The organism is Citrobacter sp. RHBSTW-00671 (assembly GCF_014103415.1).
Classification (GTDB): domain Bacteria; phylum Pseudomonadota; class Gammaproteobacteria; order Enterobacterales; family Enterobacteriaceae; genus Citrobacter.
The window spans coordinates 4,414,853-4,440,052 of record NZ_JABXPR010000001.1; the positions used below are offsets into that span (position 1 = coordinate 4,414,853).

General features: G+C 52.2%; 24 protein-coding genes and 1 tRNA gene. 6 read left to right on the top strand and 19 right to left on the bottom strand.

Features of this window, described 5'->3' with window-relative positions; translation table 11 throughout:
* Positions 1-8 precede the first annotated feature (8 nt).
* Together HV261_RS21205 and HV261_RS21210 are read left to right on the top strand one after the other, a co-directional pair.
* Positions 9-1,778 (top strand): ABC transporter permease, encoded by a 1,770-nt coding sequence (locus tag HV261_RS21205; protein ID WP_202039382.1) that lies wholly within the window; start codon positions 9-11, stop codon positions 1,776-1,778.
* Positions 1,771-2,841, top strand: coding sequence for an ABC transporter ATP-binding protein (locus HV261_RS21210; protein ID WP_202039383.1), 1,071 nt, complete (start codon positions 1,771-1,773; stop codon positions 2,839-2,841). The genes HV261_RS21205 and HV261_RS21210 overlap by 8 nt, the downstream gene beginning before the upstream one ends.
* Before the next feature lie 172 nt (positions 2,842-3,013).
* On the opposite strand, the gene HV261_RS21215 is transcribed toward HV261_RS21210, so the two are convergent.
* The 3 genes from HV261_RS21215 to proB all read right to left on the bottom strand — a co-directional run bounded on the left by HV261_RS21215 (position 3,014) and on the right by proB (position 5,571).
* Positions 3,014-3,088: transfer RNA gene (locus HV261_RS21215), tRNA-Thr, on the bottom strand.
* Between the two features lie 114 nt (positions 3,089-3,202).
* Positions 3,203-4,456, bottom strand: coding sequence for a glutamate-5-semialdehyde dehydrogenase (gene proA / locus HV261_RS21220; RefSeq protein ID WP_202039384.1), 1,254 nt, complete (start codon positions 4,454-4,456; stop codon positions 3,203-3,205).
* A gap of 11 nt (positions 4,457-4,467) precedes the next feature.
* The gene (proB, locus tag HV261_RS21225) at positions 4,468-5,571 is read right to left on the bottom strand and encodes a glutamate 5-kinase (RefSeq protein ID WP_202039385.1); all 1,104 of its coding nucleotides are present in this window, start codon (positions 5,569-5,571) and stop codon (positions 4,468-4,470) included.
* Positions 5,572-5,860: 289 nt separating this feature from the next.
* Between proB and phoE the strand changes: the two genes are divergently transcribed.
* Positions 5,861-6,916: a phosphoporin PhoE gene (phoE, locus tag HV261_RS21230; protein ID WP_137384434.1), complete on the top strand. Its 1,056-nt coding sequence runs from the start codon at positions 5,861-5,863 to the stop codon at positions 6,914-6,916.
* A 56-nt stretch (positions 6,917-6,972) separates the two neighbouring features.
* Here phoE and crl read toward each other — a convergent pair whose 3' ends face one another.
* From crl to gpt, 3 genes are all read right to left on the bottom strand, one after another.
* Positions 6,973-7,374 (bottom strand): sigma factor-binding protein Crl, encoded by a 402-nt coding sequence (gene crl / locus HV261_RS21235; protein ID WP_005133595.1) that lies wholly within the window; start codon positions 7,372-7,374, stop codon positions 6,973-6,975.
* Positions 7,375-7,431: 57 nt separating this feature from the next.
* Positions 7,432-8,676, bottom strand: a complete 1,245-nt coding sequence (frsA, locus tag HV261_RS21240; protein WP_202039386.1) for an esterase FrsA — start codon at positions 8,674-8,676, stop codon at positions 7,432-7,434.
* Between the two features lie 98 nt (positions 8,677-8,774).
* Complete coding sequence (gene gpt / locus HV261_RS21245) at positions 8,775-9,233, bottom strand: xanthine phosphoribosyltransferase (protein WP_003031380.1); 459 nt, start codon at positions 9,231-9,233, stop codon at positions 8,775-8,777.
* A 261-nt stretch (positions 9,234-9,494) separates the two neighbouring features.
* Here gpt and pepD point away from each other — a divergent pair, with 261 nt between their 5' ends.
* Entirely contained in the window at positions 9,495-10,952 is a 1,458-nt protein-coding gene (gene pepD / locus HV261_RS21250; protein ID WP_202039387.1) for a cytosol nonspecific dipeptidase, read from the top strand.
* A 200-nt stretch (positions 10,953-11,152) separates the two neighbouring features.
* Here the strand turns inward: pepD and dinB are convergent, their stop codons facing one another.
* The 10 genes from dinB to lafA all read right to left on the bottom strand — a co-directional run bounded on the left by dinB (position 11,153) and on the right by lafA (position 19,791).
* Positions 11,153-12,208: a DNA polymerase IV gene (gene dinB / locus HV261_RS21255; RefSeq protein WP_202039388.1), complete on the bottom strand. Its 1,056-nt coding sequence runs from the start codon at positions 12,206-12,208 to the stop codon at positions 11,153-11,155.
* Between the two features lie 138 nt (positions 12,209-12,346).
* On the bottom strand, positions 12,347-13,351 hold the full coding sequence (gene lafU, locus HV261_RS21260) for a putative lateral flagellar export/assembly protein LafU (protein ID WP_202039389.1): 1,005 nt from the start codon (positions 13,349-13,351) through the stop codon (positions 12,347-12,349).
* Between the two features lie 2 nt (positions 13,352-13,353).
* Complete coding sequence (gene motA / locus HV261_RS21265) at positions 13,354-14,217, bottom strand: flagellar motor stator protein MotA (RefSeq protein ID WP_202039390.1); 864 nt, start codon at positions 14,215-14,217, stop codon at positions 13,354-13,356.
* 28 nt (positions 14,218-14,245) lie between these two features.
* The gene (locus HV261_RS21270) at positions 14,246-14,962 is read right to left on the bottom strand and encodes a FliA/WhiG family RNA polymerase sigma factor (protein WP_202039391.1); all 717 of its coding nucleotides are present in this window, start codon (positions 14,960-14,962) and stop codon (positions 14,246-14,248) included.
* Positions 14,963-14,982: 20 nt separating this feature from the next.
* On the bottom strand, positions 14,983-15,447 hold the full coding sequence (locus HV261_RS21275) for a flagellar basal body-associated FliL family protein (protein ID WP_202039392.1): 465 nt from the start codon (positions 15,445-15,447) through the stop codon (positions 14,983-14,985).
* Positions 15,448-15,454: 7 nt separating this feature from the next.
* On the bottom strand, positions 15,455-16,606 hold the full coding sequence (locus tag HV261_RS21280; protein ID WP_202039393.1) for a flagellar hook-length control protein FliK: 1,152 nt from the start codon (positions 16,604-16,606) through the stop codon (positions 15,455-15,457).
* Positions 16,603-16,917, bottom strand: coding sequence for a flagellar protein FliT (locus tag HV261_RS21285; protein ID WP_202039394.1), 315 nt, complete (start codon positions 16,915-16,917; stop codon positions 16,603-16,605). The genes HV261_RS21280 and HV261_RS21285 overlap by 4 nt, the downstream gene beginning before the upstream one ends.
* Before the next feature lie 4 nt (positions 16,918-16,921).
* On the bottom strand, positions 16,922-17,314 hold the full coding sequence (gene fliS, locus HV261_RS21290) for a flagellar export chaperone FliS (protein WP_202039395.1): 393 nt from the start codon (positions 17,312-17,314) through the stop codon (positions 16,922-16,924).
* Positions 17,315-17,346: 32 nt separating this feature from the next.
* Positions 17,347-18,684 carry a flagellar filament capping protein FliD gene (fliD, locus tag HV261_RS21295; RefSeq protein WP_202039396.1) on the bottom strand — a complete coding sequence of 446 codons (1,338 nt, stop codon included), beginning with the start codon at positions 18,682-18,684 and terminating at the stop codon, positions 17,347-17,349.
* Between the two features lie 192 nt (positions 18,685-18,876).
* Positions 18,877-19,791 carry a lateral flagellin LafA gene (lafA, locus tag HV261_RS21300; protein WP_202039397.1) on the bottom strand — a complete coding sequence of 305 codons (915 nt, stop codon included), beginning with the start codon at positions 19,789-19,791 and terminating at the stop codon, positions 18,877-18,879.
* Between the two features lie 565 nt (positions 19,792-20,356).
* On the opposite strand from lafA, the gene HV261_RS21305 reads away from it, so the two are divergent.
* Positions 20,357-21,307, top strand: a complete 951-nt coding sequence (locus HV261_RS21305) for a transcriptional regulator (RefSeq protein ID WP_202039398.1) — start codon at positions 20,357-20,359, stop codon at positions 21,305-21,307.
* A complete protein-coding gene (locus tag HV261_RS21310) occupies positions 21,285-21,755 on the top strand; it encodes a hypothetical protein (protein ID WP_202039399.1) in 471 nt (156 codons plus the stop codon). The genes HV261_RS21305 and HV261_RS21310 overlap by 23 nt, the downstream gene beginning before the upstream one ends.
* On the opposite strand, the gene HV261_RS21315 is transcribed toward HV261_RS21310, so the two are convergent.
* The 3 genes from HV261_RS21315 to flgK form a co-directional block, all read right to left on the bottom strand.
* Positions 21,752-22,753 (bottom strand): flagellar hook-associated protein, encoded by a 1,002-nt coding sequence (locus HV261_RS21315; RefSeq protein ID WP_202039400.1) that lies wholly within the window; start codon positions 22,751-22,753, stop codon positions 21,752-21,754. The two genes, HV261_RS21310 and HV261_RS21315, sit on opposite strands and share 4 nt — an antisense overlap.
* A 103-nt stretch (positions 22,754-22,856) precedes the next feature.
* Complete coding sequence (gene flgL, locus HV261_RS21320) at positions 22,857-23,786, bottom strand: flagellar hook-associated protein FlgL (protein ID WP_202039741.1); 930 nt, start codon at positions 23,784-23,786, stop codon at positions 22,857-22,859.
* 14 nt (positions 23,787-23,800) lie between these two features.
* Positions 23,801-25,177: a flagellar hook-associated protein FlgK gene (gene flgK, locus HV261_RS21325; protein ID WP_202039401.1), complete on the bottom strand. Its 1,377-nt coding sequence runs from the start codon at positions 25,175-25,177 to the stop codon at positions 23,801-23,803.
* Between the last annotated feature and the right edge of the window lie 23 nt (positions 25,178-25,200).

Sequence of the window (25,200 nt, forward strand, 5' to 3'; positions counted from 1 at the left end):
CTCCGCTTATGAATGCATTACGCAGAAAGTGGCAAAGCTTGCCGCGTGGCATCGTCGTGCTGTTAACCGCGCTGGTTATCTACACGCCGTTGTCGTTCATCGTGATACAAAGCTTTTTGTCCGCGCCGTTCTTCTCGCCGGCAAAGGACTGGAGCCTTGAATCCTTTGGCTTTATTTTTACCGACCCTGACTTCTATAAAGCACTGAAAAGCGGTTTTATTCTCGCATTCGGTCTGGTCATTATCGCCATTCCTCTGGGCGGCATACTGGCCTTCCTGATGGTACGTACCGACTTACCGGGTAGACGTCTGATTGAGCCGCTGATCCTGGTGCCTATTTTTGTTTCACCGATGGTGCTGGGTTTTGGCTATGTGGTGGCCGCAGGCCCAGTAGGCTTCCTGTCACTGTGGGCACAATCGCTGATTGGCTTCGTGCCGTGGAACATCTACGACATGTCGAGCATCGTGGTCATTGCAGGCCTGACACACGTACCGCACGCTTATCTCTATATCTCCTCGGCGCTGCGCAGCGTGAGTTCGGACGTGGAGGAAGCCGCACGTATCTCCGGCGCATCCCCGCTGCAGGTGATGACCTCGGTCAGCCTGCCGATGGTTCGCCCGTCTATTCTGTACGCCGTGGTGCTGCTGTTTTTCCTCGGTCTGGAAGTGTTTGGCCTGATGCTGGTGCTGGGCGATCCGGAAGGCAACATGGTGCTGGCGACCTATCTGTATCAGTTGACCAATAAACTGGGTACGCCGTCGTATCACCTGATGGCGGCCGTTGCCGTGGTACTGATCTGCCTGACCATACCACTGGTCATGCTACAGCGTCGCCTGATGCGTACCGCTAACCGCTTCGTCACCATGAAGGGTAAAGCCTCGCAGGCCCGCGCGCTGCCGCTGGGTAAATGGCGCTGGATAGCGGGAGCTGTGGTCGCGTTCTGGCTGACCATCACCATTGGCGTACCGTTGATGGGCGTGGTGCTGCGTGCGTTTATCTCTAACTGGGGCGTGGGCGTTTCGCTGTGGGATGAGCTGTCCCTCAGCACCTTCCGTACCATCTGGGAACAGCCGAACCTGCTGCGGGCCATCGTTAACTCCATGGCGATTGGCGTGATTGGCGGCGCGCTGGCGGTGGGCTGCTATCTGTTTATCGGCATCGCCATGCACCGTAAACCGGACAACACCACCCGCTTCCTCGACTACAGCGTGCTGGTTCCCCGTGCGGTGCCCGGCCTGCTCGCCGGTCTGGCGTTTCTGTGGGTGTTCCTGTTCTTGCCGATGTGGCTCGATAACGCACTGAAATCCGGCTGGCTTTCCGGCATGCCATGGTCGCAGTGGCTGCGCGATAACCTGATTGTCTGGCTGCGCTCGTTACGCAGCACCATGTTCAGCGTCTGGCTGGCGTATACGGTGGTGTGGATGGCCTACGGCCTGCGGCTTATCTCCTCAACGTTGCTGCAAGTGGGGCCAGAGCTGGAAGAAGCCGCGCGCAGCACCGGTGCGACGCGTGGGCAGATCACCCGCCACGTCACCATTCCGCTGTCGCGCTACGGGCTGATTGGTTCCTGGCTGTTGATGTTCCTGATCTTTGAGCGCGAGTACTCAACGGGCGTCTATCTGCTGTCGCCGGGCACGGAGACCATCGGCTCGATGCTGGTTTCTCTGTGGGCGGCAGGCGCTATCGATATCGTTGCGGCGCTGTCGTTTATCAACATTGTGTTGGTGGTGATTGGCCTGGGTATTGCCCTACGTTTTGGAGTGAAATTACATGATTGAATTATCGGTCGAGAACCTGCACTTAACCTACGGTGATAACCCGGTGCTAAAGGGCGTGACCATGGACCTCAAACGGGGCGAAGTGGTTTCGTTACTGGGACCGTCCGGGAGCGGTAAAACCACCCTCCTGCGCGCGGTGGCCGGGCTGGAAAAACCGACACAAGGGTCAATTACCATCGGCAACAACAAAGTCTACGACGGTACGCCGCGCAGCGAAATCCCCGCCGAGGAGCGCAACCTGGGGCTGGTGTTCCAGTCCTACGCTCTGTGGCCGCATAAAACCGTATTTGAGAATGTGGCCTACCCGCTGAAGTTGCGCAAAGTCTCCACCGCAGAGATCAACCAACGGGTACAGGGGGTGTTGGATCAACTGGGCCTGGGACATCTGGGTAAGCGCCATCCGCATCAACTTTCTGGCGGCCAGCAGCAGCGCGTGGCGATTGGCCGTGCGCTGGTTTATAACCCACCCGTGATCCTGCTCGATGAGCCGTTATCCAACCTTGATGCAAAACTGCGGGAAGAAGCGCGCGTATTCCTGCGTGAGTTGATTATTAATCTCGGGTTGTCCGCGCTGATGGTGACGCATGACCAGGGAGAAGCGATGTCGATTTCTGACCGCATTCTGCTACTCAACAACGGCAAAATCGAGCAACAGGGTACGCCGCAAGAGATGTATGGTTCCCCAAAAACGCTGTTCACCGCCGAGTTTATGGGCAGCAACAACCGCCTGCACGGCAAGGTCACTGAACTGCGCGACGGCAAGGCACGTATTGAAGGACGTGACTGGGTTCTGTGGGGTCAGGCGGGCGACGGTGTTCAGGTTGGCCATGAGGGCACCGCGGTGATCCGCGTTGAACGTGTGGTGCTGGCCGACGGGCCAGGCGAAAACCAGTTGGCTCTCCCGTTGCTCACCAGCATGTATCTCGGTGACCGCTGGGAGTACCTGTTCCGCACCGTGGCTGATGATTTTGTCATCCGCGCCTACGGCAACGAAGTACGCGATCCGCAGTACTGCCACCTGGCGTTACCCGAAAAACATGTTTGGGTGTTCCCAAAATCCTGATGCCAGAAGGGAGCGGCTGTCGCTGCTCCTTTTTCTACAGGAAGGATAGCGGTAATACAGAAGATATATTTGCGTACAATGAGATGATGATGCTGCTCATCGTGCTGATGACATCAGACGGGCTGGTCCTGGTACAGGAAAGGGTAAAAATCAGTGCGAAGAAATAGAGAAATGGTGCGATAATAGGAGTCGAACCTACGACCTTCGCATTACGAATGCGCTGCTCTACCAACTGAGCTATATCGGCCCTGATAAGGACATGTCCACGAATGCGAACACGGGGTAGAAGGTTAAAACTAACCGGGCGATGCGTCAATGGCCTTGTGAATCAAACGCCTAATTTTGCATCACCCGGTTTCAATTACGCACGAATCGTGTCGTCACCAAAGCCAATCCACTTGTAAGTGGTCAGTGCTTCCAGCCCCATTGGGCCACGTGCGTGTAATTTTTGCGTGCTCACGGCGACTTCCGCGCCAAGTCCAAACTGACCGCCATCGGTAAAACGGGTAGAGGCGTTTACGTACACGGCGGAAGAATCGACTTCATTCACAAAACGATCGGCGTTGCGCAGCGTACGCGTCAGAATCGCATCGGAATGCTGAGTACCATGCTCACGAATATGGGCAATGGCATCATCCAGATCGGCGACAATCTTCACGTTCAGATCCAGCGATAAAAACTCATCGTCATACTGTTCCGCTTTTACCGCCACGACGTTTGCCGGTCCGGCCTGCAATGCGGCCAGCGCAGCATCATCTGCATGAAGCGTCACGCCGCTTTCTGCCATTTGCTGGCTTAGAGCAGGCAGGAAGCGCTCAGCGATACTCTGATTCACCAACAGTGTCTCGACAGTGTTACACGTGCTCGGACGCTGGGTTTTGGCGTTGACGATAATCTTCAGCGCCGGGGCGATCTCAGCCGTATCATCTACATAGATATGACATACGCCAATACCACCGGTGATAACCGGGATAGTCGACTGTTCACGACACAGCTTGTGCAGCCCTGCACCACCGCGAGGGATCAGCATATCGATGTACTTATCCATCCGCAGCATTTCAGTGACCAGCGCGCGATCCGGGTTATCAATCGACTGCACCGCAGCGGCCGGTAAACCGCAGGATTGTAGCGCATGCTGGATCACCGCCACAGTGGCGGCGTTGGTCCGGTACGTCTCTTTCCCACCGCGCAGAATCGCCGCATTACCCGTTTTCAGGCACAGCGAAGCCACATCAACGGTGACGTTAGGACGCGCTTCATAAATCACGCCAATCACGCCCAGCGGCACGCGACGACGCTCCAGACGCAGGCCGCTATCCAGCAGACCGCCGTCAATCACCTGCCCTACCGGGTCAGCGAGATTACACACCTGACGCACGTCGTCAGCAATCGCTTTCAAACGCGCAGGAGTCAGCGCGAGGCGATCAAGCATCGCTTCGCTCAGGCCATTTTCACGCGCCTGTTCAACATCCTGTGCGTTCGCGCTGAGGATGCTTTCCGTTTGCGCTTCCAGCTCATCAGCAATGGTTTCCAGCACGCGATTTTTTTCGCGGCTGGAGAGTAGCGCCAGCTTATATGACGCAGCTTTGGCAGCAATGCCCATTTGTTCCAGCATATGCCTGTTCCTTAACGGGTAATCATATCGTCGCGATGGACAGCAACCGGGCCATATTCATAGCCAAGAATAGTGTCAATCTGTTGTGAGTGGTGCCCGGCAATACGGCGTAGCGCGTCACTATTATAGCGAGTGACGCCGTGGGCAATATCACGCCCTTCGAGGTTGCAGATGCGGATCACTTCACCACGAGAGAAGTCGCCTGTCACGCTTTTAATGCCTTTTGGCAGCAATGAACTGCCGCGCTCCAGAATCGCCGCGGTCGCACCTTCATCGACGGTAATCTCCCCGGCAGGCGGAGCGCCGAAAATCCAGCGTTTACGGTTTTCCAACGGAGAAGCCTGCGCATGAAAACGGGTACCGACAGAAACACCTTCCATCACATCACCAATGACGCCCGGCTTGCTGCCTGCGGCGATAATGGTGTCGATACCCGCGCGGCAGGCCACGTCGGCAGCCTGTAATTTAGTCCCCATCCCCCCGGTTCCCAGACCCGAGACGCTATCCCCGGCAATGGCGCGCAGCGCATCATCAATGCCGTGAACGTCTTTGATCAGTTCCGCCTGCGGGTTAGTACGCGGATCGGCGGTGAACAGGCCCTGTTGATCGGTCAACAGCAGCAGCTTATCGGCACCCGCCAGGATCGCCGCCAGCGCCGAAAGGTTGTCGTTATCACCGACTTTAATTTCAGCGGTCGCCACTGCGTCGTTCTCATTGATGACGGGAACAATGTTGTTATCCAGCAGCGCACGTAGCGTATCGCGGGCATTAAGGAAGCGCTCTCTGTCTTCCATATCCGCACGCGTCAGCAGCATCTGGCCGATATGAATACCGTAAATTGAGAACAGCTGTTCCCACAGTTGAATCAATCGACTCTGCCCTACCGCCGCCAACAGTTGTTTCGACGCTATCGTCGCCGGGAGTTCAGGGTAACCAAGATGCTCGCGTCCGGCGGCAATCGCGCCCGAGGTAACGATAACAATACGATGCCCTGCGGCATGGAGCTGCGCGCACTGGCGAACCAGTTCGACGATATGGGCGCGGTTCAGGCGGCGCGATCCGCCCGTTAACACACTGGTGCCAAGTTTTACCACCAGCGTCTGGCTGTCACTCATGATTCTCTGCCATTCAAAATTGGGGAAAATGATATCAAACGAACGTTTTAGCAGGACTGGCCCCGGTTGCCAACAGCCAGCGCACAAAGCATGGAATTTTATTGCGCAGGATCAGCAAGCGTAGCGGCAGATTTTGACGCATTTATTACAGACACAAAAAAACATTCTTTTTTAAAAATATTCTTACTTTGTCATAAAACGTTCATTGCCAGACGTTAAAAACCCTCCTGTCTTTTAACGGGGATCACACCCAGTAAATATTAGCGCGTACTTTAAATCAGGAATGAAAATGAAAAAGAGCACTCTGGCATTAGTGGTGATGGGAATTGTTGCATCGGCGTCCGTACAGGCGGCAGAAGTCTATAACAAGAACAGTAATAAACTGGACTTGTATGGCAAAGTCAAAGCAATGCACTACATGACTGATTATGACAGCAAAGACGGCGACCAGAGCTATATCCGCTTAGGTTTTAAAGGCGAAACACAAATTAACGATCAACTGACCGGTTATGGTCGTTGGGAAGCTGAGTTCGCAGGGAATAAAGCGGAAAACGAAACCAACCAGCAAAAAACACGTCTGGCTTTCGCCGGTGTGAAATTAAAAGATTTTGGCTCGTTTGATTATGGTCGTAATCTGGGTGCGCTGTATGACGTGGAAGCGTGGACGGATATGTTCCCGGAATTCGGCGGTGACTCTTCCGCGCAGACCGATAACTTTATGACCAAACGTGCCAGCGGCCTGGCCACCTACCGTAATACCGACTTCTTCGGCGTCGTCGATGGTCTGGATCTTACTCTGCAATATCAGGGCAAAAACCAGGACCGCGATGTGAAAAAACAGAACGGCGACGGCTTTGGTACCTCCGTGACGTATGACTTTGGCGGCAGCGATTTCGCCATCAGTGGTGCGTATACCAACTCCGACCGTACCAATCAGCAGAACCTGCAAAACCGGGGTACTGGCGATAAAGCAGAATCCTGGGCGACAGGTTTAAAATATGATGCCAATGATATTTATCTGGCAACGTTCTATTCTGAAACGCGCAATATGACACCTATTTCCGGTGGCTTTGCTAACAAAACTCAGAACTTCGAAGTGGTCGCTCAGTACCAGTTTGACTTTGGTCTGCGTCCATCCCTGGGTTATGTTCTGTCAAAAGGCAAAGATATTGAAGGCGTAGGCGATGAAGATCTGGTGAATTATATCGACGTGGGCGCGACCTATTATTTCAACAAAAATATGTCGGCCTTTGTTGATTATAAAATCAACCAACTGGATAGCAATAATAAGCTGGGCATCAACGATGATGATATCGTCGCTGTCGGTATGGTCTATCAGTTTTGATATAGCATAAAAAAAGCCGGATGGGGTTGCGCCGCCATCCGGCTTTTTTCTGTTCATTATGCCGTTAATTTAACCGGCTCATCCTTAAAGTCGTCAGCAGGCTCCAGCGCCAGATTCAGCGTCGTTAACAACCCACGCAACTTTTCATGAAACTCGCGTAAGGTGTATTCCAGTCGCTCTACCACTTCAGTCTCTTTAATCGGCACGGCGGTCCAGTTGCCGTCTTTATCGAACAAACCAAACTGGTAGCTGTACGTAAAGCGTTTCTCCTGCGCTTCCAGCTCCATCCACCAGCCCCAAAATTCACGTTTCTCTGGTGCCGGTTTCACGTTGACGCAAACAGCCAGACAATCGAAAAAGAATCGATTATCTTCGCACTGCCCTTCGCGGATGTATGGGCCAAGCGCGGTGAATTTTTTGATCAATCTGCTTTTCGGGTGTCCACTCGGTAACGTCATTGCGATCTCCTTAGGTGAAGCAACTGTTTTACCAAACCAATAAAATTTAGCAATCTATTAACACAATCTATGATTGATCCACCCGGTAATTTCTTGCAGCGCTTTGTCAAAATTGCGATACACCGGGTTGAACGGAATCTCCAGCAGCTTACCGTCGGAAGATGAAGATGTGATTAAACGCGACTCCTCTTCCGGACTAAATGGATCGTTTTTCCAGAACCCCGACAGCATTGGCGTTGGACAGCGACGGCCCAGCAGCCCTTGTACCTTTAATGAATAGCGGTTTAGCTCGACGCGCAGCGCTTCATCAGACGCATCGTGCATCCCCAGACGGCTGGCCAGAACGTCAAGATACATTTCCGGTACTGAAGCCTGACGCTGGGGATCGCTAAGCAGCGCATGCACCACCGGTCCCAGACAGGCCACCGCCTTCAGGCGTGATGATTCCAGATAGGCCAGGCGTACTGCGACGTTAGCGCCAAAGCGAAAACCGAATGCCGCCACACGGGTGTGATCGACCCAGGGAATATTCGGCAGCGCTTTTAATACATGTTGATGCAGCAGGCTGGAATCCTGGGTCAATTTCCATTTTGACGAGAATCCGACTGAAGGCATATCCAGCGTCAGCATGGCAATACCACGCGGTGCGAAATAGCGCTCATACAGGGTGTAGTAGTCGGTTTGCATGGAATCCAGGCCACCGCACATCAGCACCGTCGGGAACGGGCCGTCGCCTTTTGGCATGTGCAGGAAGCCGGTTATCGGCGCACCGCCGGCAACAGCAAATTCCATCTCGCGCAGCGTACCTGGCAGTCGTTGAGCCGCCTCTTCGTAAGCGCGGTTGGCCAGGGCCTGCGCCTGTTCTGCCAGCTCATCGCCTTTTAAATGTGGGTATGCTGCAATGTTGTACAGCGTGGAAGCATGCAGCCAGTGGCGACCACTCACCTGCGGGTCCTCTTCCATAGACGCTTTCTGTTGCCAGTCCATCGCCTGCTTCGCCCACTCGTAGATCCAGTTTCCACCACGATAGCCAATGACCGTATCGTAGAGCTCTTTATCCGTGCGTTCGGCTTCGCTCATGACGATACGCGCCTGCACTTCAAGGATTTCACGCGGATCGACCCCACGCCAGATCCACATCAGGCGATTCACCATGCGATACCAGTGCGGGATTGTTTTGCCATCCAGAGCGGACTGCACAGACGGCTGCGCGCCGTGGTTAAAACGACGAACCAACGTTGACGTTTCAGGATGTTTGAAGCGGGGTTTAAACAGAACTTCGCTGAGGTTAGCCTGCGACATGATTACGGCCTCCATGAGTACTCACTAAGGCATAGTGTAACCTGACACCGCACAAAAAGAACAACGCCCGACAGTGCGGGCGTTGAAAACTTTTTAGATTAGCGACCAGAGATCGGCGGAACAAATACCACGCCCATATCCCACGGCTGCTCAATCCAGGTATCCTGCGGAATATCAACCACATAGTCATTCACCAGCGGGCGACCAGCCGGCTTAGCGAAGATCGTGACGAAATGCGCTTTAGGATACATTTCACGGATAGCAACGGCAGTACCACCGGTGTCTACCAGGTCATCGATCACGATGAAACCTTCACCGTCACCTTCCGCACGCTTCAGCACTTTCAGTTCGCGCTGGTTGTCGTGATCGTAGCTGGAGATGCATACGGTATCGACATGACGAATACCCAATTCACGCGCCAGCAATGCGCCCGGCACCAGACCACCACGGCTAACGGCAATAATGCCTTTCCATTGTTCAGAAGGCATCAGGCGGCTTGCCAGTTTACGTGCATGGATCTGCAACATGTCCCAGGTGACGACGTATTTTTCGCTCATGTGAAGTGTCCCAGCCTGTTTATCTACGGCTAATTAATAAATTGAGGGTGAATCAGGTTGCGCGAGATTATAGAGATCTGACGCACTAAAAACCAGTGTTTCGCGGAATCCGCGCCTCTTTTTGCATGCTTTATACTAGCCGTCAGCGAAGAAAGTGGTATTCTCAATCGCATCGCGCAAGCCTGACTTGTGGTGTTTTTAATTCCGCTAACCCCGTGGCCTGCAAGTCAATTTTGTAGGACATCGCCAAGGAGACTCAACGTGTCTGAACTGTCTCAGTTATCCCCGCAACCGCTGTGGGATATTTTTGCCAAAATCTGTTCTATTCCTCATCCGTCCTATCATGAAGAGCAACTCGCTGAACACATTCTGAGCTGGGCCCAGGAGAAAGGTTTCCACGTCGAGCGCGATCAGGTTGGTAATATCCTGATTCGTAAACCCGCTACCGCAGGAATGGAAAATCGCAAGCCGGTCGTTTTGCAGGCGCACCTGGATATGGTCCCGCAAAAAAATAACGACACCGTGCACGACTTCACCAAAGATCCGATCCAGCCTTATATTGATGGCGAATGGGTAAAAGCCCGTGGTACCACGCTGGGTGCAGATAACGGTATCGGTATGGCGTCTGCGCTGGCGGTACTGGCTGATGACAATGTGGTACACGGTCCGCTGGAAGTGCTGCTGACCATGACCGAAGAAGCGGGCATGGACGGCGCATTTGGTCTGCAGGCAAACTGGCTGCAGGCTGATATCCTGATCAACACCGACTCTGAAGAAGAAGGTGAGATCTACATGGGTTGCGCAGGGGGTATCGATTTCACCTCTAACCTGCCGCTGTCCCGTGAAGCCATTCCTGCTGGCTTCCAGAGCTTTAAGCTGACCTTAAAAGGCCTGAAAGGCGGTCACTCCGGTGGCGAAATTCATGTTGGTCTCGGTAATGCCAACAAGCTGCTGGTACGTTTCCTGGCAGGCCATGCCCAAGAGCTGGATCTGCGTCTGGTTGACTTCAACGGCGGTACGCTGCGTAACGCGATTCCGCGCGAAGCCTTTGCGACCCTCGCCGTGGCTGCCGATAAAGTTGATGCGTTAAAAGCGCTGGTCAGCACGTATCAGGAGATCCTGAAAAACGAGCTGGAAGCCAAAGAGAAGAATCTGGCGCTGCTGCTGGATGCCGTCAGCAACGACAAAGCCGCACTGACTACCCCGTCTCGCGATAGCTTCATTCGTCTGCTGAACGCCACGCCAAACGGTGTAATCCGCAATTCCGACGTGGCGAAAGGCGTGGTGGAAACCTCGCTGAACGTCGGCGTGGTGACCATGACTGACGATAATGTCCAGATTCACTGCCTGGTTCGTTCGCTGATCGACAGCGGTAAAGACTACGTGGTAAGCATGCTGGATTCGCTGGGCAAACTGGCTGGCGCGAAAACGGAAGCCAAAGGTGCGTATCCAGGCTGGCAGCCGGATGCGAACTCGCCGGTTATGCACCTGGTGCGTGAAACCTATCAGCGTCTGTTCAACAAGACGCCGAACATCCAGATTATCCACGCGGGTCTGGAATGCGGTCTGTTCAAGAAACCGTATCCGGATATGGACATGGTTTCCATTGGGCCGACCATCACCGGTCCGCACTCTCCGGATGAGCAGGTTCATATTGAAAGCGTCGGTCATTACTGGACGCTTCTGACCGAGCTGCTGAAGTCTATTCCAGCGAAGTAAGATTCTGCAATAAATGCCGGATGGCGCTGCGCTTATCCGGCCTACACGCTGATTTGTAGGCCAGAGAAAGTTTTTATACCACTATCCGGCCTACGCGCTGATTTGTAGGCTGGATAAGGCATTTGCGTCGCCACCCGGCCTACGCGCTGATTTGTAGGCCGGATAAGGCGTTTACGCCGCCATCCGGCAATACGTTAGCGTCAAATCCCCAACAGTAGCTGTCTTTCCATCTGCGGGTCCAGCAGCGTAACGTGTAATCCCACCAGCCTTACCCCGCGCCCTCCCCGACGTTCGTTCCAGGTATTGCGCGCCGTCGCGATCAGATCCTCTTTATTTAAGCGCGGCCAGACGTGTTCCTGCGTCGTCTGCTGAAAATCATTAAACTTTAACTTCACCCCCTGACGGGCGATGAAGAGATCGGGCTTAACCTTGGCCAGCCGCCGCTCCAGTTCCGGGTAGAGCCGCTCAATAATCGCCTCACACTCCGACCATTCATGAATATCTTCCGCCAGCGTGCGCTCGACGCCGACTGACTTTCGCAGCCTGTCGTTATTCACATCGCGTTCATCAATACCCTGACTGCGTTCCCACAGCACACGACCAAACTTACCAAACCGCTTAAGCAACAGGGCCAGATCGTATTTTTGAACATCTTCACAGGTCCGTAATCCCATCGATTCCAGTTTCGCGGCTGAGACTTTGCCGACGCCGGGTATTTTTCCTAACGGTAACGTTCTGAGGAATTCGGGAACATCCGCGGGAGTAATCACATATTGCCCGTTAGGTTTATTCAGGTCGGAGGCGATTTTGGCCAGAAACTTAACCGGAGCAACCCCCGCAGAAGCGGTTAGCTGTAGTTCGTTGAAAATCGTCTGACGGATCTCTTGTGCCATCAACGTGGCCGAGCCGTGGCAGTGCGGACTGTCGGTCACATCAAGATAGGCTTCATCCAGCGAAAGGGGTTCGATGAGCGAGGTGTAGCGAGAGAAGATGGCCTGAATCTGGCGAGAGGCCTCTTTATAAGCGTCGTAACGGCCGGGTAATAAGGTGAGATGCGGGCACAGCTTTAACGCCATTCCCGTAGGCATTGCGCTACGCACACCAAACTTTCGCGCCGGGTAATTGGCGGTGCTGATGACTCCCCGGCGTTCGCGACTGCCACCAATAGCAATGGGGATGTCGCGCAGGGCCGGGTTATCACGCATTTCCACCGCTGCGAAAAAGCAGTCCATATCGACATGTATGATTTTGCGCATCGCTCGCCTCCCACAACACTGTTTAAGTATACAGTATTTTTATAATATGAGAAGCCTGCACCCGACCCGCAAAATGACAAATCCATGATGAATGCCAGACGGGATTATACCCCCCTAATGTGAAGGGCGAAAAACCCCTTAATGAACGACGGGAGCAGGTTGTTGGCGCAAAGACATCACCTTCTTTTGTTTATCCAGTTTGTTCACCAGCGGCTGCACAATTTTCTCTCCGTGCTGGCCAAAATATTGATACAGCGTGTCAGAGGCACTTTGCGTCAACACCATGATTTCAATGCGCCGGTTACCTGCACTTTCAGGATTCTTGGCATCCAGCAGCATTTGATCGGCCATTGCGCTAACCTGCATCACTTTACTCTGAGGCATTCCGGCATCCTCCAGCACACGACGGGCCGACAGTGCGCGGTCGCCGGAAAGATTCCAGTTGTTATAGATATTGCTCTTGTAACTCATCGCGTCCGTATGCCCGGTGATGATGAGTTTGTTGTCCAGTGAATCAAACACCGGGGCCAGTTCTACCAGCAGCGCGTTAAAAAAGGGCGTAATTCTGGCGCTACCCCGTTCAAACATATTCCGGTTCTGGTCGTCTTTAATCAATACGCGCAGCCCCTGGGGTACAATCTCCATCTCCAGGTTGGCTTCCATATGCGCATTTCTGGCAATCACGCTAATGTCGGTTGCCAACTCACCCAACTCGCTCGCCGATTTTTTCTTTAGCAGGGCCGTTTTCTCATTCACATCACGCGCTTTCTTTTCGGTGTCTGCGCTCACCGTTGCCGTCTCTTTCGGTGCAGCGGTCTTCTCTTTATCCAGATTCGTGCGGGTGATACTTTGATTTTTCGTCGTAGAAGGTAGAGGTTGCTTGCCAATCTTATTCAGTGGCGCAAGCCCACCGCCGTTAAAGATGGATTGACCATGCAAGGCCGCCACGATGTTTTCTCGTTCTGATTTACTGACGCTGTTTACAATCCATAGCGTCATAAACAGCGCCATCATCGCCAGCGTAAAGTCGGCAAACGCCACCTTCCATGCTCCGCCATGATGCCCACCGTGATTCTTTTTTATCTGTCGTCGGATAATGGTGGTATGCCCGCCACGATCGCGTCGGTTAGCCGCTTTCCTCATGCTTATTCTTGCTCCAGCATCGCATTCACCCACGCATCCAGGTTAGCGAAGGTCGGTTTCGACGCCAGGTGCAGTAGTTTACGACCGGCATCGACGGCCAGCAGCGTTGGCTTCCCGCCCGCTTGTGCGACCAGTACGGTACGCACGCACTCCAGCAAAGAGTGCTCGGCACGCGCCTGCTGTTCCATGGAGTTCGCCAGCGGGTCCATCAGACAGTAGCAAAAAAAGACCCCGAGGAAGGTTCCGACCAACGCAGCCGCGACTTTCAGACCGATCAGGGCAATCGAGCCGTCAATAGACTGCATGGTGATGATGATCCCAAGTACCGCGGCGCAAATGCCAAATCCCGGCATTGCTTCGGCAGTACGCTGGAGCGAGCGTGAAGGCGCCAGTAGCTCCTCTTCGACCGTATCCAGCTCTTGATCAAGAATGCCTTCCAGTTCATGGGCGTCAATTTTCCCCATCGCCATCAGACGGAAGTTATCGGCGATGAAGGTCACCAGGCGCTCCTGCGTAAGCACCATTGGGTATTTCTGGAAAATCGTGCTCTCTTCCGGTTTTTCAATATGCTGATCCAGCATCCGTAAGCCGCCGTTTTGTACCAGCTCCAGCAGTTCAAACAGGCACATTAATAATTGTCGCTGAAATTCCGGGCCGAGCTGTTTTTTGCTTATTACGCCTTTCAGTTGATGGGCTATTTCTTTCAACACATGTTTAGGGTTACCGATAATCATCGCCCCTAACCCTGCGCCAAGAATAATCACAATTTCCGCGGGCTGCCAGATAGCGATTAACTGCCCACCGGCCTCAAAATACCCCCCAAATACACACCCCAGCACCACCAGTAAACCTAATAGCTTTTGCATTAAATCCTCCGCATATCAATTCGAATTGTTAGTCTGGATATAAACAATCACGAATTTTCTGCGTGATCTTTTTATTCATTTGGCAAATTCTGGCTTCAGTTAGCCCTAACACCAGCGCGATCTCTTTTAAATTCATATCGTGTTGGTAATACATTGAGAGCACCAGACTCTCTTTTTCAGACAATTGACGCAGGGCGACGCTTAACATCTCCTGAGTCACAATTTGTTCTTCAAGCGGACGTCCTTCCAACGGCACACTATGGCTGTCAACGCCCAGAAGTTCATCCAGACTTGCCAGCGTTTCCGCCCCTTCCAGTTGCTGAAACTCCAGATAGTCCTCTGGCGTTAGCCCCAGCGCGGCAAGATCTTCCCATCCCGGTTCATGACCGAGCGTCTTTCGTGCGTCGCGAATCAAATCTTTAATTTGATGGTATTTTTGCCGTAACTGCCGAGGCCGCCAGTCAAGACTGCGCAATTCATCGAGGATTGCGCCACGGATGCGAAGCGCGGCATAACCGGCAAACCCTTCATCCGGAAAGCCATAGCGTCGAATCGCATTGAGCAAACCCATCAGCGCTGTCTGCTCCATATCCTGCCTGTCGATAATGCAGGTACACTGCGGGGCAAGCTGGCGCACGATTTTACGTACCAAAGGAAGATAAGCCTGTAAATAATGGCTCTCCTGCTGTGGCGTTAATACCGGAGTTGCGACGAACTCCTCAGATTCGTAAGCGTCCTGGATCATATTATTTTCTTACCTGGCACTTACTGAAAAACAACTTTTTTCACCAGAACATCTTTATAAGGCGCTTTGATTTTGAGATTCTTTAGCTCTTTATCCAGTGACGCAGAAATAATCTTTCTTATTTCTGAGATTTTCATTGCGCGCACTTCGTCATATTTCATTTCAGAGAGCCGTTCAACAGCAATACTTTGATAAAGCGGTTCTTGTTGTTTAACTTCCTCTGACTCTTTATCGTTTGCCACCACCATGACCAGTTCGGCGGACATATAATGGTCCGAACCGTCATTCGCATGTAGTGTGACAATACTCTCCTGCAGAGAAACAAAGATACGGTTACTCTCATCCAGAGTTTCGGCGGTATCAGCATGTTCTGCCCCCGCTGGTTTTCCTTTTCCTACGAAATGATATACGCCCCATCCAGCGCCGCCGCCAATCAGCATGGCCAGGACAGAACAGATCACACTCGCTGTAACTATTTTCTTCATCTTTTTTTTACACTTTAATCAGTACAGATTCGTTCTGTTGATATTGCGGTTCATCACTCAGCAATAAGGCAGAGTTCACCTCTTCTTGTTGATGACCGGACTGTTGCTGTTGCTGCTGCGACTGTCCTTCGGAAGAGACCTGTACGTTCACTTCCATAAAGTTTTGTGCAGTCAGGTGCTGCCGTAAGTTTTCGCTAAACTGCTGCAGTGAACGGCACACATCACTCTGATTAGCGCCGATATGCACCATCAGTTTTCCTGCATCCAACTGCACCGCGATCTCCAGTTTCCCCAGCGAAGGAGGATCGAGCCGAATCGTCGAGATCTGCTGCTGTTTACCTATCTGGAACTGGATCTGATCCTTTAACAGCGCGGTGAGTTTTTCCCCGAGTTCATCGGTCGACAAGGTGGCAGGCTGCGTACTGTGCGTCGAAATAGCGGTGACGTTACTCAGCGCATTTGTTGATTGGTTACCGGTTGCGACAGCGTTAAACAGGCTCTGCGCTTCTGCCGGTTTGTTCGGCTCCACGCTGTCCCATTTTTTCAACGCAACTGGTCGCACACCCGGGTTGCGATCCGACTGTTTCACCTGCGCGGAAATTTGCTGCGAGGTAGAAAGCGTCTGCTGCTTTGGCGCAATCACGCGCAGATCTTGCGCTGAAAACAGAGCGAGTTTTGCCTGCTGCCCGGCGGTGGCCATATCTGGCGATGCTTCCTGGGTCAGCGCACCCTGCCGTTGAGACGGTAATGTCGACGGGCCGGCGGAAGGCATCGGATTTTGGTCATGACTCTGCATCGTGCTCACCCACTGACGGACAGAAGAGGAAGACGAATTTCCGCTCTGAGTCGCCAGTAAGGTTTTCAGCATTTCACTGTCAGGTTGTTTTTGTTGCTCTGACGGTACCGCTGGCTGGGCCAGCAACAACGCCATCAGCGCCTGCATGGCTACCGGGTCGTTCTCATGTTGACGCTGTGTCGTTGATGATTGCTGCTGATTCAGCTTCGCGCTCTTCAGACGTTCAGCCACGGCGTTGAGCGCCAGCTGCGGCGAAGCAAACTGTTCACGGTTTTCTGCTGCAGTCGTCGGTACTGAAATCGTGGTACTTTCCGCTGTTCCACTGACCAACGTACGGCTCACCGCCGGCAATACAGGGTTCATGATTTCTCCGAAATTAAATTAACCATTGAATACGCCAGCAGCCCTTCCTGATTCTGCTGATGACTCTCCATCCGCCGTTTCAGCTCTTCTGCGCGTTGGTTTTGGCGTTCAATTAGCGTGGCATAGGCGGCATACAACTGCTCTTTCACCCCTCGCAGTTCTGTTGCCGACGTTTCCGTCGCTTCATAGTCATGAAACAGACGCATCAACTGCTGGTGCAGCGCGGGCATGCGTCGCCAGCGTTGTTTGTCCAGGGATGCGTTCATGGCGTCGATCAGCGCAAAAAGCTGTTGCTGGCGTTGTCCGTCCATTGCCTTATCCAAGCCTGGCTGCCAGGCCATCCCAGCCTTCGCGCAGATTGGTCAAAATAACGATCACTTCGTCGATCTTCTCCAGCGACAGTTCGCCACTTGCTTCGTACAAGCGGTAGACGCAGTGGTCGTAAAGGCGCGACAGATTCACCACCAGCTCTCCGCCAGTTTCAAACTCCAGTGAACTCGTCAGGGCATTGAGAATGTCGATGCACTTATTGATGCTTTGCGCCTTCTTCTCGAAACGTTTGTTTTCGATGTGGCTTTTGGCTCGTTCCAGCTCATCCATCAGGCCGGAAAAGAGAACCAGCACCAGTTCAAGAGGCGATGCCGCCGCCGTACGCGCGGCCAGATCCATCTCTTTGTATTGTGAATAGCCGTTCTGCATATCGTACATATTTGCTATTAATCCTGTTCTTAGTCAGCCAGTTACGAGAATGCAGACATGCTGATTTTCATTGTGGCGATCTGTACAACGGTATTGGTGTATTCCGTCAGATAGCGGTCATAGTTGGTGTTATAGGTTTGGGTGAGCTGGTCGCTGCGGTCATCAATACGCTGCTGTTTGTCGTCGAGACTTTGCTGACGTTGGGTAATGATGCCGTCACTGGAGTCGAGATAGCTGTCCATCAGATCATCCAGCTGCGCCACCATGCTGTCGTCGCCGACGAAGATGGACGTCAGCCCGTCCGGGTTTGCTTCCATCTCGTTATTAAAGGTGTCGGTGTCAATCTGCAGATGACCGTCGCTGTCCAGCGTGATGCCGTAATCTACAATTGAGACGCCGCCATAATAGGCGTGCACGATGTTATCCATCTGACTGGCGAGCGACTGCAGGCCCGTATCACCGGCAAACACCCCTGCCGAGGTATTTTCATCACCGTAGGTGGTCATGGAGTCGATGGAATCCACCAGCGTGTTGTAGGCATCGACAAAGGTCTGCACTTTTTCTTGTGAAGCACTGGCATCCTGGGCGACGGTGAAGGTCGTAAAATCCGTAGTATCGTTGGGATCGCTGACTTCGGTAAACGTCATCGTCACACCCGGGATAACGTCGTCAAAGGTGTTGGTACTGTTGGTGATCTTCAAACCATTGCTCGGATCACCCAGATAAATTTCCGCATCCTGGGCGTCAGTCACCGGGGTTAACGACGGTGCCGTTGTACTGGTATCGCTCGTCGCATCATGTCCGGTGACACTCACCGTAAAAGCGCTTTGCACCCCGGTCTCATCAGAGGTCAACATGATGGTGGTCGCGCCATCGGTTTTCACCAATGCCGCCGATACGCCGGGGTTATCGTCGGAGTTATTAATCGCACTGACCAGCTCGCTGGCATCAATATAGTCATCGCCATCCCCCTCATCGTCGGCGGCCGCCAGGTCGATATCCATCGTGCTATCGCCCATCGCCAGTTCGAACGTCCCGGTTGCCGAAAACGTATCGTCATTCAGACTAAACGTGGACTGCTGCGCCTGCGCCAGTTTACTGACATAAAATGAGTAGGTTCCCGGCTGTGCTTCAGAATTTGCAGAGACGCTTGCAGAATCATCGCTGCTCGTGGCGGAGTAAACCACCGGTCCGTCGGTATCGCTGTTCAGCGCATCGACCGCACTCTGGAAATCGGTTAACGCCGAGCTGAGTGAATCCAGCCCGTTAGATTCTGCCGTGACATCATTTTGCTGGTCCTGCAGGCTGGCAGCCTGAGTCGAGATATCGGCATAGGCCAGCTGTTGCGCCAGCGATTGAATGCGGCTTGTATAGCTCATATGAAATGACTCCGTGAACGTTACCTGGATATCAGCAAAATACGTGCCATCTTTTTTATCAATTGAAATCAATTAATTACGTGATGATGGAAACGAAATTTCCGCTGTCTCCGGAAAGTTTCCCTGATACCTAAAGGACCACACCGCCAGCAGGCGGTGTGGTGTCAGACATGTTTAACCGCCAGGCAGGGATTACTGCAGCAGGCTGGAAACCATGCTGGACATGCTGTTGGCCTGCTTCAGCATGGTGATGCCGGTCTGAGACAGAACCTGTTGTTTGGTCATGTTGGACGCTTCCGTCGCGTAGTCGGTATCCATGATGTTACCGATAGCCACTTCCGTGTTGTCCTGCATGCTGGTCAGGTTGCTCGCGGTGTCATTCAGACGGTTGATAGACGCACCCAGTTTGGACTGGATCTTAGAGACGTCATCCATGGCGGTAGAGATAGTGTCGATCATCTTGTTAGCCGAGCCAGATGCGGTCAGTTCGGTACCACCCGAAACGCCAGCTTTACCGGTGGTGTCAGCCTGGTCAGCAGTGAAGGAGTGGCTGACTTTATCCAGATCGCCCACCAGCTTGACCAGTTGGCTGGAGATATCCACGGTCATGGTGTCAGAAGATTCAGCCCCCACCTGGAAGGTCACAGAGCCCTGGAACAGACCAGAAACACCGGTATTGCTGTTGCCAGAAGTACCGAACAGGTTGGTACCGCCGTAGGTGGTGTTCTGCAGCATATCGGACATCTGCTGGCCCAGTTCGTCATATTCGTCCTGCATCGCCTGCAGGTCGTCATCGTTGTAGGTTCCGTTCGCTGCCTGGGTTGCCAGGTCACTCATGCGACCGAGAACATCGGTCATTTCATCAAAAGTACTGTCTGCAGTCTGCAGCATGGCGGTGGCGTCATCGATATTACTCAGTGCCACACCCATACCGCTGGACTGTGCTGTCAGACGGTTAGCAATCTGTTTACCTGCCGCATCATCGGCAGAAGTGTTGATGCGGTTACCGGTCGCCAGACGTTCCATTGAAGTGGACAGAGAAGACATGCTTTTATTGATCGCGTTAACTGCTGACATTGAAGCACTGCTGGTATTAATAGATAACATGGTACTGCTCCTTGTGATTAACCGTTTTACTTTCGATACCTTGTAAAAACGACCACCCATTTGGAAAACTTAAAGCACCATAGAAATTTTTTCTGCCTAAACTGCACGCCTTCACGTTGTATGAATAAAATACCGCATTACAAATTTAGCAATCCGTGCTACCCCACTATGTCAACCCATGAATACAGAAAGATCTCAATCAAGTTTTAATTAAAAGATTATTAGAAATATCTAACACCCCTAAAACAGCCGGTACGTGTAGATAACTAACTTCATGAATTTAATAAGATTATACTTATTCAGCAAGTCATTTAATTCATGTTACCCACTATTATTTTACATTTGCTTGCAAATACAACCGACTTTTATATTGTGAGTCTCAGATACTTTCGTTACATTTCAAATCCTTTTTAGCCCTGAACAAAAAGCACCCAACGCCGATTATGCTGTCGTTTTTAATACGGACAGACATAATGAGATCTCAGTTTCGCCATGATTCTAATGCACTGATTTTTATAGATGCGGTACCGGGGGTATAAAAGAGCTTACACAGGTAAACTATACGATGAGCATTGTAGTCAACAACTGGCGGATGGATTCTTCGCTTAATGCATTAATCCATAGTGAAACAGGTGAGACGCGTCGCCTTGGCGAATACCATTTTATTCTGTTAGAAACATTAGCTAAAAATGCCGATACCGTCTTATCTCGTTCGTTTTTAATGACTGAGGTTTGGAAAAATCGTATCGTCGGTGGAAATAGCCTGCCGACGGCAATTCATGCTTTGCGCATGGCTATCGATGATGATGGTAAACAGCAGGAGATCATTAAAACCATTCCTAAAAAAGGGTATTTATTTAATCAAAATTACCTTGCAGAAAATATTGACCACAATTTAAGTGTGGTTGACGAGCATAACGTTGCAACGCCTGAGAAAACCACCTCACACTGTGCGGATGAAGCATTTGCAGAAGATAAAACATCACTTCAGGTACGGTTAGAGCCAGTACCTGAAGCCGCGCCAGATGCCAGCAACAAGCATATCACCAGCGATAAAAAACGGGCTCTCAGCCCGGTATTAAAAGTACTGTCCGTCATCGCTGTCGCCGTATCTTTATTTGCTGCGATATACTTCATTAAAGTACCCTCGGCACCCAAAACCTCAGCTATGCCGCAACTAGTCAAAGAGAACACAAACAATTCCAGCCGCATTACGGTTTACCATCTTTATGATCCCGATATCAAAAAGAGAACTTCAACTGCTATTTCCCCACATATTTCTTCAGGTATTCAACAAATCGAACCTCTTTTGGCCACACATAAAGCGACCATGACGTTGTACTACCGGGAATCACTGAATAAATTTGCCATGGATATTATCCTTACTAACCAATGCAATGACAGTTGGCAGTTAGCATTGAGTTTTGACCGCTGGCAAAATAAAGATGACAAAATGAGCAGTGTTATATTTGAAGAAGTGGAGAAAACACTAAATGAAATACCGAAATGTAAGTAATCACCTGATCTATGCCGGTGCTGCACTCTCCACATTTACTGCATGTGCGCATATAGAAAACACGGTCATCGCTAACTATGATCTTGCAGCAGATACCCGTTCACATTATGAACTCATTGTAAGTCCACCTGCAAATAACACCACCGTCACACTCATCCCTCTCGAAGAGAAGAACAAAACACCTTCTACATTCAAAATTTCGGCGTGCGTGACACACTATTTTGGTTTATCTAAACAAGGGGAATTCCATTTTAGTGGTGCAGATACCGATCAGAATGACCTGCGCTTATCTAACCTCGGGGCTTTTGTGAATGAACACAATCTGCGGACATGGTGGATACATTTAGATGCCCAGCAAAACTTACTTTTCAATCAGGATGTAGGTGGTCTGATGGTTTCAGACCCATCCTCTCTTACCGCCACCAGAAAATATTGTCAGCAAGACTAACTTAATAAATTACGTACGGTCTGACTGGACAGTCTGGCCTGTCCGTTAACCGCTTGTGCCAACACCTGATAATTATGATTGGCGTGATCGAGTATCCCCCCCAGATTTTCTGATGCCTGAACCGCATTTTCCCCCTGTGGGAAACGCGCCATTCCATCAATAAGCTGACGGGCTTTTTCCTGTTGCACAGCCATTTGCGCACGCTGTTCGCTAATGGCGTCCAGCGCCTGTTGCAATCCATCCTGAGCGCGGTTTGCTCCCTGGCGGACACTCTGCAGAAGCTCATCAGCACGTGACGGTTCAACCACGGTTTTCAGCACCGCAAATGCTGACGTTGCCGCGCTGTCACTACGGACGCTCAGCGTCTGTTCAACCTGTGGCCACTGCGCCTCAGCAGTCGAAAACATCACCCCACTCTGCCCGTCATGCACCTGCACGCCGACACGGCGCAGGGCATTACCCATCATGGTTTTATACTGCCTGGGGTCCGTTTCATCGCCGACCACCACCGCAGAGAGTTGTAGCTGTCGCCCTTCAGAAACGCTGAACATGCGTGAACTGGCAGAGCTATCCTGTATCAGCTGCACCAGTTCAGGTGCCTGGAAAGTCACCCGCGCCGATCCCTGCAGGACGGGCCTCAGTTGACGATCGACAGCACCTCCCGAGAGCGTTGTTCGTTTCTCGAGAAATGTCTCCAGCGCCTGCCCCTTTTGCTGCTGAGCCTGCCCGCCCCGTCGTGCAGCATGACGGTAATCCAGTATATGCTGCTCAAGTTGCCCTAGATAATGATCGGCCTGTTGCAACGTGGTGAGCTGATCATTGAGTTGAACGCTATAGCGCTGAGGGCGGGTCGTAATCAGAGGTGAAGCCGGGTAATCACTCGTTGTGGCGGGTAACTTCTGACGGACAGGGGCATTTTGTGCCACCGCATGCTGTTGAACCGAAGGGTTAAGGGCTCCGCTCGCGGAGAGTGATGTTGTATTTAAACCGACCTGCATACTATTCCTGGATACCGTTGTACATTTTTGCCGGATGGCGACACACGCGCCCGATCCGGCCTACAAACCCTTCTCTCCAGCGCCATCAGGCATCTTGAGAGCGTTAAAGCTCACTAAATAAGTTCAGTTGGCTGACTTGCGAATAGGTTTTCAGTGTTGCTTCCATCGCCATTTCCAGACCGGTAAAAGTGATAGAGGCTGGACCATAATCCAGATCGCTCAGCGAGCTGATGAGTTGCTCGTTAGACGTAGAGATATCGGTCTGCGCATCGCTCATCATCGACATCGTATTCTGCGTTTCGCCAAGCGATGCAATGGACGCGTTGAGTGAATCCGAGGCCTCATCCACCACATCGATAGCATTGGAAATATCACTTTGTACCGCGGGATCGCTCGGATCGATGGCAGGGTCCTGCAACGCCTGAGACAACGATGTCAGCGTGTTTAGCACATCAAGGTTGCTGCCAAAAAAGTCGCTGACCGCCACATTGGTGTCTACTTCAACGCCATTCGATACCGTGGTTTCACGGTGATCGCTGTTTCCCTGATAGGTATAGCTGTCGGTCACACCATCACCATCGTCGTCGACCGCCACAATCGGCGGCTCGTCGTTAACCGTACCGCCAAATACATAGTGACCGTCTTCATCCTGATAGTTCAGCGCTGCAACCATCGATTCGGTCAGCGACTGAATATCCTGACCCAGGCTATCCAGAGAATCCGCGGTGTTGGTGCCGTTAGCGGCTTGCAGCAGATCGTCGCGTACCGCCAGCAGACTGTTATTAACGCCATCGAGAATTGATTCCTGCTGGCTCATCCCCGCCGATGCAGAGTCGATATTGTTTTGGTATTGCTCGATTGCCGATTGCTGGCGATTCAATTGGGTCAGGCGGGTATAAGCGATCGGATCGTCCGAGGGCAGGATAAGGCTTTTCCCGGTCGCCATTTCGGTGACGATTTGTGACAAGTCCGTGGAGAGCTTATTAAAACTCTGATTCATGGAGGTATAAGATTGTTGGGTGGTGACGCGCATCATCGCTCTCCAGATTAGCTACACATATCCAGCACGGAATCAAAGATATCCGCACCGGCAGAGATGACTTTCAGGTTGGCCTCATAAATCTGCTGATAGGTAATGAGGTTCACCGCTTCTTCATCCATACTCACGCCGCTGACGCTACTTTGCGCATTCTGCGCTTCAACATACACATTCGATGCCGCCTCCGCTTCTGTCTGGTTCTGCTGGCTGTAGATACCGATATTGCTGATAATCGCCGAGCAGGCCGCACCTACCGTCACACTGCCTAAGTTGTCGATATCCAGTGGTTCGTTAGCGATATCGATCAATGCCTGCAGGTTATCGCTGTTGCCGCTTTCATCCGGTGAACTGGAGAATGCCAGTTCATCTGCCGTGATATCCGGGTTTACCTCTAACGGCCCCTCAGAAGCATTCGCGTCATAAATAAAGAGCGGCGTCCCCGATTGACCATTCAGGTCATAGCCCTGTGCCAGTTGGCTGTTAACCGCATCCGCGAATTGCGAAGCCATGCTGTTAATGGTGTCGGACAGCGGCGTCAGGATCGTGTTCTGGTAATCAAACAGCGCCCCCATTGATCCGCCAGTATCGGTGGACATGGTTGACGTCGTACCGGCAAAGGTCAGCGACATACTTTGTGTGCCGTCTGCGTTGGTTTCCAGTGCGATCGTGGAACTTTGCTGCCCGCTGACCAACGGCTGACCGTTTTGCAGCGTTACGTCATAGTTACCCTGATCGTCAGTGCTCACCTGCACATTCATGATGCCGCTCAATTCTTCAACCATCTGGTCACGGGCGTCGTACAAAGAGGAGGCGTTATCACCATTGGCTTCCGCCTGGGCAATTTGCTGGTTGTAACTGGCAATCCCGGTGGTCAGGGTGTTCACCTGCGCCACCATCGCCTGTTCCTGGCTGGCAATCTCGTTACTTTGCGAATCAATGTAATCCAGCGTGTTATCCACCCGCAGCGCTAGCGCGCTGGACTCACTGATCACCTGTTGACGCAGCGCGGAGTCGTCCGGGCTGGACGTTGCAGCATTGAGCGCGGCAAAGAAATCATCAAATCCCCCGCTCAGGCTGGTGTTGTCATCACTGAGCACCGTCTCCAGTTGGGTGAGATATTCCTGCTGCGTGCTGTAGTAGCCATAGTCACTGGCGGCATACCAGACCTGGTTAACCTGATACTGGTTGGAAACACGGCGGATACTGTCAACCTGTACCCCGTTTCCCGCGCTGTTTGACGAGCCGGAACTGGCCCCCATGGAACTGATCACCGCTTCCTGACGGGTATAACCGTCGGTCATTGCGTTAGCGGTGTTCTGCGCCGTTACGTTCAGCTCCACCTGCGCCGTATTTGCACCGCTGTAGCCAATATTAATCATGTCCATCAAAGCATCCTCGCCGGTCCGTC

What these genes read in the sequence shown, in the direction of transcription:
- gpt (WP_003031380.1), bottom strand. Translation starts at nt 9,233, where the DNA reads ATGAGCGAAAAATACGTCGTCACCTGGGACATGTTGCAGATCCATGCA.
- proA (WP_202039384.1), bottom strand. Translation starts at nt 4,456, where the DNA reads ATGCTGGAACAAATGGGCATTGCTGCCAAAGCTGCGTCATATAAGCTG.
- flgL (WP_202039741.1), bottom strand. Translation starts at nt 23,786, where the DNA reads ATGCGCGTCACCACCCAACAATCTTATACCTCCATGAATCAGAGTTTT.
- HV261_RS21315 (WP_202039400.1), bottom strand. Translation starts at nt 22,753, where the DNA reads ATGCAGGTCGGTTTAAATACAACATCACTCTCCGCGAGCGGAGCCCTT.
- lafU (WP_202039389.1), bottom strand. Translation starts at nt 13,351, where the DNA reads ATGAGGAAAGCGGCTAACCGACGCGATCGTGGCGGGCATACCACCATT.
- fliS (WP_202039395.1), bottom strand. Translation starts at nt 17,314, where the DNA reads ATGTACGATATGCAGAACGGCTATTCACAATACAAAGAGATGGATCTG.
- HV261_RS21310 (WP_202039399.1), top strand. Translation starts at nt 21,285, where the DNA reads ATGAAATACCGAAATGTAAGTAATCACCTGATCTATGCCGGTGCTGCA.
- motA (WP_202039390.1), bottom strand. Translation starts at nt 14,217, where the DNA reads ATGCAAAAGCTATTAGGTTTACTGGTGGTGCTGGGGTGTGTATTTGGG.
- phoE (WP_137384434.1), top strand. Translation starts at nt 5,861, where the DNA reads ATGAAAAAGAGCACTCTGGCATTAGTGGTGATGGGAATTGTTGCATCG.
- frsA (WP_202039386.1), bottom strand. Translation starts at nt 8,676, where the DNA reads ATGTCGCAGGCTAACCTCAGCGAAGTTCTGTTTAAACCCCGCTTCAAA.
- flgK (WP_202039401.1), bottom strand. Translation starts at nt 25,177, where the DNA reads ATGGACATGATTAATATTGGCTACAGCGGTGCAAATACGGCGCAGGTG.
- crl (WP_005133595.1), bottom strand. Translation starts at nt 7,374, where the DNA reads ATGACGTTACCGAGTGGACACCCGAAAAGCAGATTGATCAAAAAATTC.
- fliD (WP_202039396.1), bottom strand. Translation starts at nt 18,684, where the DNA reads ATGAGCTATACAAGCCGCATTCAATCGCTGGCGCAACAGCTGGCCTAT.
- lafA (WP_202039397.1), bottom strand. Translation starts at nt 19,791, where the DNA reads ATGTTATCTATTAATACCAGCAGTGCTTCAATGTCAGCAGTTAACGCG.
- HV261_RS21210 (WP_202039383.1), top strand. Translation starts at nt 1,771, where the DNA reads ATGATTGAATTATCGGTCGAGAACCTGCACTTAACCTACGGTGATAAC.
- HV261_RS21280 (WP_202039393.1), bottom strand. Translation starts at nt 16,606, where the DNA reads ATGAACCCTGTATTGCCGGCGGTGAGCCGTACGTTGGTCAGTGGAACA.
- HV261_RS21205 (WP_202039382.1), top strand. Translation starts at nt 9, where the DNA reads ATGAATGCATTACGCAGAAAGTGGCAAAGCTTGCCGCGTGGCATCGTC.
- proB (WP_202039385.1), bottom strand. Translation starts at nt 5,571, where the DNA reads ATGAGTGACAGCCAGACGCTGGTGGTAAAACTTGGCACCAGTGTGTTA.
- HV261_RS21270 (WP_202039391.1), bottom strand. Translation starts at nt 14,962, where the DNA reads ATGATCCAGGACGCTTACGAATCTGAGGAGTTCGTCGCAACTCCGGTA.
- HV261_RS21275 (WP_202039392.1), bottom strand. Translation starts at nt 15,447, where the DNA reads ATGAAGAAAATAGTTACAGCGAGTGTGATCTGTTCTGTCCTGGCCATG.
- HV261_RS21305 (WP_202039398.1), top strand. Translation starts at nt 20,357, where the DNA reads ATGAGCATTGTAGTCAACAACTGGCGGATGGATTCTTCGCTTAATGCA.
- dinB (WP_202039388.1), bottom strand. Translation starts at nt 12,208, where the DNA reads ATGCGCAAAATCATACATGTCGATATGGACTGCTTTTTCGCAGCGGTG.
- HV261_RS21285 (WP_202039394.1), bottom strand. Translation starts at nt 16,917, where the DNA reads ATGGACGGACAACGCCAGCAACAGCTTTTTGCGCTGATCGACGCCATG.